At 61.7% G+C, this 7,385-nt stretch carries 6 protein-coding genes and 1 tRNA gene; all 7 read right to left on the bottom strand.

Going from position 1 to position 7,385, the window contains the following annotated elements:
- Positions 1-84: 84 nt before the first annotated feature.
- Positions 85-157, bottom strand: a tRNA-Gly gene (locus tag HMPREF2765_RS05175).
- Positions 158-421: 264 nt separating this feature from the next.
- Positions 422-868, bottom strand: coding sequence for a hypothetical protein (locus tag HMPREF2765_RS05170; RefSeq protein ID WP_070604541.1), 447 nt, complete (start codon positions 866-868; stop codon positions 422-424).
- Between the two features lie 2 nt (positions 869-870).
- Complete coding sequence (gene gltX, locus HMPREF2765_RS05165; RefSeq protein ID WP_070604539.1) at positions 871-2,382, bottom strand: glutamate--tRNA ligase; 1,512 nt, start codon at positions 2,380-2,382, stop codon at positions 871-873.
- A 57-nt stretch (positions 2,383-2,439) separates the two neighbouring features.
- Positions 2,440-3,192, bottom strand: coding sequence for a fumarylacetoacetate hydrolase family protein (locus HMPREF2765_RS05160; RefSeq protein WP_070604537.1), 753 nt, complete (start codon positions 3,190-3,192; stop codon positions 2,440-2,442).
- 251 nt (positions 3,193-3,443) lie between these two features.
- Positions 3,444-4,541: a branched-chain amino acid aminotransferase gene (locus HMPREF2765_RS05155; protein ID WP_070604535.1), complete on the bottom strand. Its 1,098-nt coding sequence runs from the start codon at positions 4,539-4,541 to the stop codon at positions 3,444-3,446.
- 356 nt (positions 4,542-4,897) lie between these two features.
- Positions 4,898-5,953 (bottom strand): 3-isopropylmalate dehydrogenase, encoded by a 1,056-nt coding sequence (locus HMPREF2765_RS05150; protein ID WP_070604534.1) that lies wholly within the window; start codon positions 5,951-5,953, stop codon positions 4,898-4,900.
- 192 nt (positions 5,954-6,145) lie between these two features.
- Positions 6,146-7,385, bottom strand: a 1,240-nt coding sequence (locus HMPREF2765_RS05145; protein WP_070604532.1) for a transcriptional initiation protein Tat, incomplete at its 5' end; no start/stop codon positions are given.

Here is a 7,385-nt window from a genome sequence, read left to right as displayed (position 1 = left end):
TTGTTGTCCAAGAAACGGGAGGCAGTTCAATAAAACCCCAGAGACAACAAAAAAGCCCCGAGGCGAACCTCGGGGCTTGAGCGGAGCGGTTGACGAGACTTGAACTCGCGACATCCACCTTGGCAAGGTGGTGCTCTACCAACTGAGCTACAACCGCATGTTTTCGCTTTGAACTTTTCAGTTCGTCGCAACAACAGGTACTACTATACGAGCCTTTACCGGGGTGCGCAAACCAAATTCTTGCTACACTCCCTCAAATGGAGCCAGATTCACCTCCGCAAAAGATACCGACTAGTAGTTTTACAGGAAATACCCATCACAAAAAATATTCTCAAATTTATGAAAAATCCCCTTATCCGCCGGGTTTCCTTCAGACCTTTCGGTCGTCAGATTCCCGCTGGATAAGGGGATTCTCTAGAGCTTAGTCGCTGCTACCGCCAGAGTCGCCTCCACCGGAATCGCCGCCGCCAGAGTAGTCGGAGCTGCTGTAGCTGCTGTAATCCGAACTGCTGGAGCTGCTGGAGCTTCCGGCGTCGAAGTCGCCCGCGTCCGGGTCGGGGCCCGGGTCCACGAAGTCGTCTTCGTCGTCCTCTTCACGCGAAGAGTCCGAGGTGTCTACGCCGTCAGACGAACTGCTGACGTCGCCGCCGCGGGCGTGCCGTGCCTGAGCTTCTTGAGCGTTCAGGGCGGCGCGCGCCTCGAAGTAGGCAGTCACGTATCCGAAGGCTGCCGCAACGACAACAGCGACCACCATCAAGACGGACTTGTCCATGTTGGCGATGTACAGAATCAGCCAGATAATGCAGGCGTTGGTGAGCGCCATGATGGAGCCCTTCAGCAGCGCCTTCCCCATGATCGATTGATTCATGGTTAGCTCAGTTCAGCGGCAAGCTTGCGCAGGCGTGCGAGGGAGGATTCCTTACCCAGGATTTCCATGGATTCGAACAGGGGCGGGGAGATGCGCTCACCGGACACTGCGATACGCACGGGGCCGAATGCGAGGCGCGGCTTGATTTCCAGGCCGTCGACGATTGCGGCGCGCAGGGCTGCTTCGATGTTGGCTGCGGTGAAGTCCTCGAGGGGTTCCAGAGCCTCGATTGCGGCGGCGAGGACCTGCGGTGCGGATTCCTTGAGCTGCTTGCGTGCGTCGTCAGCCACGGTGATCTCGTCGTCGCTCTTGAAGAGGAATGCGAGCAGGCCGGGTGCTTCGCCAAGCAGCTGCATGCGCTCCTGGACGAGGGGCGCAGCTTCGGTGAGGACCTGCTCTTCACGCTCGGTGAGGGTCTCGCCGAGTACGCCTGCAGCCTGCAGGTACGGGATGAGGCGGTCGCGGAAGTCCTTGGGGTCGAGCGCACGGATGTGGTCGCCGTTGATGGACTCTGCCTTCTTCACGTCGAAGCGTGCGGGGTTGGCGACAACGTCGTGTACGTCGAAGTGCTCGACGAGCTCGTCGATGCTGAAGACGTCCTGGTCTGCGGAGAGAGACCAGCCCAGCAGGGACAGGTAGTTCAGCAGGCCTTCCTTGATGAAGCCGGAGTCGCGCAGCAGGAAGAGGTTCGATTCGGGGTCGCGCTTGGAGAGCTTCTTGTTGCCCTGGCCCATGACGTAGGGCAGGTGACCAAATTCGGGGATGAAGCTGGTCACGCCGGTGTCGATGAGTGCGCGGTAGAGCGCAATCTGACGCGGGGTGGAGGAGAGCAGGTCCTCGCCGCGCAGCACGTGGGTGATGCCCATGAGCGCGTCGTCGACAGGGTTCACGAAGGTGTACAGCGGGTCGCCGTTGGAGCGCACGACCACGTAGTCGGGCACGGTGCCAGCCTTGAAGGTGATTTCACCACGAACCAGGTCGTTGAAGGTGATGTCCTCATCGGGCATGCGCAGACGCCACACGGGCTTGCGGCCCTCGGCGCGGTAGGCTTCCTTCTGCTCTTCGGTGAGGTTACGGTCGTAGTTGTCGTAGCCGAGCTGCGGGTCCTGACCGGCTGCCTTGCGGCGTTCCTTCACCTCGTCGGGGGTGGAGAAGTCTTCGTACACGTAGCCGCCCTCAACGAGCTTTTCGAAGATCTCGGTGTAGATGCCTGCGGTCTTACGCTCAGACTGGCGGTAGGGCTCGTGGGGGCCGCCGACGCCAACGCCTTCGTCCCAGTTGATACCGAGCCAGTGCAGGGATTCGAGCACCTGGTTGAACGACTCTTCGGAGTCGCGTGCCGCGTCGGTGTCTTCGATGCGGAAGATCAGCTTGCCGCCGGTGTGGCGTGCGTACGCCCAGTTGAAGAGGGCGGTGCGGACCATGCCCACGTGCGGGGTGCCGGTGGGCGAGGGGCAGAAGCGGACGCGAGTGTCTGCGGGGCTGTTGAGTACGGGACCGTGGTATTCGGTCATGATGTCTCCTTGACGGTGTGTTTCAGGATGTACGTTACGTTTTTGGGTGCGGACTGCTTAGTCGCGCACGCGGGTGACGAGGGAGCCGATACCTTCGACTTCAACCTCTACTTCGTTGCCGTCGCGCAGTACGCTGATGCCGGCGGGGGTGCCGGTGAGCAGTACGTCGCCGGGCAGCAGGGTGAAGATTTCGGAGGCTGCGGCAACCTGTTCGGCTACGGAGTAGTGCATTTCGGAGGTGTTGCCTTCCTGCACGACGTCGCCGTCAACCCAGGTGGTGATGTTCAGCGAGTCGGTGTCCAGGTCGGTTTCGATCCAGGGGCCGAGCGGGGTGGAGCCGTCGAAGCCCTTGGCGCGGGTCCACTGGCGGTCTTCGAGCAGGTCGCGGGCGGTGAGGTCGTTTGCCACGGTGTAGCCGAAGATGACCTCGTGCACGCGCTCAAGAGGCACGGACTTGGCGATACGACCGATAACGACGGCGAGTTCACCTTCTGCGCTGACGGCTTCGGAGTACTCGGGCAGGGTCACGGGGTCGCCGGGGCCAATCACGGTGGTGTTGGGCTTGAGGAAGAACTGCGGAGAGGCGGGCGCCTCGGTTCCAGCCCAGTTTGCGATCGCTCCAATCACCTTGGAGCGGGGGATAATCGGGGCGAGCAGGCGCACCTGGTCGATGGGGTAGGTGGTGCCGGTCGGTTCGATACCCGAGTAGAAGGGGTCGCCGGCGATGACGCGCAGGGTTTCTTCGCCTGCGTCGCCTTCTACCAGCCCGAAGTGGAGCTCATTATTTACGGTAAATCGTGCAATACGCATACTTTCTAGGGTACCAGCCTTCGAGGGCGGGGGCGGCGGGCGGAATTGGCAAGGCAGGTTTTAGCCCGGCGGGGTTCAACACTATTAGGTTCGGCGGGGTGTGCCTCCCCTCCCCTGTCATCGCGCTATCAACGCCGCGCGCAATATTCGCTGAGCACAGCACTGACCGGGCACAGCGAATCCCCGCGGGTGCGCGTTCCGGGTGCGGGCGCATCCTGCGGGGATTTCGCGGGTTACGTTAGATTCACGTTTTAGATGAGGCGGGTCATCCAGCCGTGGCGGTCCTCAACGGTGCCGAGCTGAATACCGACGAGCTCTTCGCGCAGGCTCTTGGAGATTTCGCCGAAGTGCTCGGTGGGTGCCGGGATTTCGAAGTCTTCTGCCTTGAGCTTGCCGATGGGCGCGACCACTGCTGCGGTGCCGCAGGCGAAGATTTCGGTGATGTCGCCGTTTGCCACGCCTTCACGCCACTCGTTGAGGGTGATTGCGCGCTCTTCGACGGTCATACCGCGGTCCTTAGCCAGCTGAATCAGCGAGGAGCGGGTCACGCCCTCCAGGATGGTGCCGGTCAGTTCGGGGGTGACGATCTTGTTTTCCTTGCCGAAGACGAAGAAGACGTTCATGCCGCCGAGCTCTTCGATGGCGTCGCCGCGGTGCGGGTCCTTGAAGATGACCTGCTTGCAGCCGTGCTTTTCGCCTTCGGTCTGGGCGATCATCGATGCCGCGTAGTTGCCGCCGCACTTTGCCGCACCGGTGCCGCCTTCGCCTGCGCGGGCGTAGGTGGTGGAGAGCCAGATGTCTACGGGTTCGGGGGTACCGAAGTAGTTACCTGCGGGCGAGCCGATGACGTGGTACTGCACGTGCTTTGCGGGGCGCACGCCGAGGTACGCCTCGGTTGCGATCATGAAGGGGCGGAAGTAGAAGGCTTCACCGTCGCCGGTGGGTACCCATGCTTCGTCTGCCTTGACGAGTTCGCGCAGGGATTCGACGAACAGTTCTGCGGGCAGTTCGGGCAGGGAGAGGCGGTGTGCGGAGCGTGCGAAACGTTCTGCGTTCTTTTCGGGGCGGAAGGTCCATACGGAGCCGTCAGCGTGGCGGTAGCCCTTGACGCCTTCGAAGATTTCCTGGCCGTAGTGGAACACGGATGCTGCGGGGTCGAGGACGAGCGGGCCGTAGGGGTGAACTCGTGCGTCGTACCAGGTGCCGCCGGTCTTGTAGTCACCCTCCCAGTCGATGGTGACCATGTGGTCGCTGAAGTAGTCACCGAAGCCGGGGTTTGCGAGGATTTCGGCGCGGCGTTCGGCGGTGGCGGGTGACTGGTTTGCTTCGTGGCTGAATTCGGTTGCCATCGTTCTGCGTTCCTCTTCGTCTAGTTGCCTCTGTGGGCGTTCTTTGAGTGGCGGTTCTCGCGGCGAGGCGAGGGACCGGTGTGTGCCGCCGAGCGCGTTGTCGTGCGGGGCAGATGGTGCATCTAGCGGTCTGTGCTAGTTGGATGCATCAAAGCTAGTGGTGGATGGTGTCCACCGCCGAGGTGCCGGGCGGGTGTGCCTGACCTGTTTTAGAGTACCGGAAAGATGAGTTTGCCGCATGCGCACCTTTTCTGCCATTCAGGATGTGAACAGGTGAAGCCCGGAAGGTGTGTTCCTTCCGGGCTTCGCTAGCGTAGTTCACGTTTTTAGCCGAGCCAGTTTTAGCCGGGCAAGTATTAACCGAGGCGTGCGAGCACGTCCGCGCCGACCTGGTCGGTACCACGCACGCTCGCGCCGTTCTCGCGCATATCTGCCTCAACAGCGTCCTCAATGCGGGCTGCGGCTGCATCGTGGCCGAGGTGGCGCAGCAACATCGCACCGGCGAGGATTGCGGCGGTGGGGTTTGCCTTGTTCTGGCGGGCGATGTCCGGTGCGGAGCCGTGAACGGGCTCGAACATGGAGGGGAACTCACCAACGGCGTTGATATTGCCGCTTGCCGCGTAGCCGATACCGCCGGTCACTGCACCGGCGAGGTCGGTGATGATGTCGCCGAAGAGGTTGTCGGTAACAATCACGTCGAAGCGTGCGGGGTCGGTGACCATGAAGATGGTGGTCGCGTCAATGTGCAGGTAGTCGGTCTCGACCTCGGGGAATTCCTTCGCGATTTCGCTGAAGTAGCGGTTGTAGAGGCGGCCAGCGTGGGTGAGCACGTTGGTCTTGTGCACGAGGGTGACCTTCTTGCGGCGGGTTGCGGCAAGCTCGAAAGCGTAGCGTACCAGGCGCTCCACGCCGTGCGCGGTGTTGAGGGAGACCTCGGTGGCGATTTCGTGCGGGGTGCCGCCGCGGATGACGCCGCCGTTGCCAATGTAGGGGCCTTCGGTGCCTTCACGCACGACCACGAAGTCGATGTTGCCGGGGTTGGCGAGCGGGGAGACTGCGCCGGGGTACAGGCGGGAGGGGCGCAGGTTGATGTAGTGGTCGAAGGCGAAGCGCAACTTGAGGAGCATTTCGCGTTCGATGAGGCCGGAGGGAATCTGACCGCTACGGGGGTCTGCACCGATGGCGCCGAAGAGGATCGCGTCGTGCTGCTTGAGGGCGTCCATGGTGGAGTCGGGCAGGGTTTCACCGGTTTCCAGCCAGTGCTCGGCGCCGAGCTTGTAGTGGGTGGGGGTTACGGTGATGTTTTCGAGCTCGCAGGCGCGGGTGAGGATGCGCTGGGCTTCGGTAATGATTTCGGGGCCGATGCCGTCGCCGGGGATGACGGCGAGGTCGATGCTACGTGCTTCAGTCATGCCTCTACCGTAATACGCGCCGTGGGTGGGCGGTAGAGTGTGCGGGTGGGTTCTCAGACTCTGGGCTAGAGAGTTCCAGGTTAGCTACCGCTCCCCCTGCCCCACCGGTTAAAACAATATTCCCCGGCTGAATCATCAGCCGGGGAATACTGTTTATCTACGAGTTCTCACAAGGTAAGAACTTAGACGCTATTAGGAGCGCTCGCAGAGGGTGACCTTCACGTAACCGGGGTTACGAACGCCGGATTCCTTCGCAGCGTTGTTAGCGGATGCGATGGTACCGTTCGGGACGGAGGGAGCCACGTAGGAGCCACCAGCGCCACCTGCGCCTGCCTGCAGCAGTGCACCAACGTTCTGGCGGTAACGGGTCGGCTCTTCGTTAGCGTTCCACTTCTGGGAGGTAATGATGGAAGACAGGCCTCGAGCAGCACCGGAGCCACCGCCACCGTAACCTGCGCCACCACCTGCGGAAACAACGGTCTGGTAGCCGTTGAAGGACATGCGGGTGTAATCCTCGCGGTAGGAGGTCTTGTCGTTGAGGTTAAGCGGGTTGGTCGCGTGAACGATTTCCAGCTTGGAGATGTCGTGGTTGTCGATCTGGTAGGAGTACGCGAAGACGCCGTCTGCACCCTTACCATCGAAGCCGGAGCCACCCTTGTCACCAGCGGTGGAGGAGCTGAAGAGCTCCTGCTGGTTCTGGCTGGTGAAGCCCAGAACGCCGTAGACGTTAGCCAGGGTGTACAGCAGGGGCTTCTCGCCACCTGCGCCACCCTGACCGTTGCCGCCACCGTTACCACCGGCAACCTTCATAGCGGTGCCAGGAGTGGTGTGCGGCTTCAGAACGGTGTAGTGGGAGATAGAGGTCTCAGCGTTGTCACCGGTTGCTGCGGATGCGCTTGCACCTGCGGGCAGAACGGACTTAACGTCGGGGTCGCTCAGGCGGGTGGTGGAAGCGTCGACTGCCTTGGGGTTGTAGTACTTGTCACCCGCGGGCATGTTGTTGGTACCGGGCTGGGTACGGATACCCGCACCGCCACCGCCACCTGCAACTGCAACGGGGGTGCCGTCGATGATCAGAGCGGAGGAACCGCCACCGGAACCACCGTAGAGGTAACGCTTCATGTCGGAAGCGCCGGGCCAGTTAGCGTCAACGCGAGCCTTAGCGTCTGCGGGGACAGCCTGCTCATTGACGTCACCACCGTTACCGTAACCCTTACCACCGGTTGCAGGGCGGGTCTGCCAAATAGCCTTACTGTGAACACCGGGCTCGGAAATCAGGTATGCAACACCACCGGCAGCTGCAACCAGCTCAATGATCTGGCCTTCCTTGACGGGCATTTCACCGGTCACGAGAGCACCGGAACCACCAGCAACCTGGTCGGAACCGCCACCAGCGCCACCAGCAACCTCGAAGCGAATCTTGTCAACCTTA

Origin of the sequence: Rothia sp. HMSC062H08, from assembly GCF_001810775.1 — a bacterium.
Classification (GTDB): Bacteria; Actinomycetota; Actinomycetes; order Actinomycetales; family Micrococcaceae; genus Rothia.
This window is presented reverse-complemented; position numbering and strand designations above follow the sequence as displayed.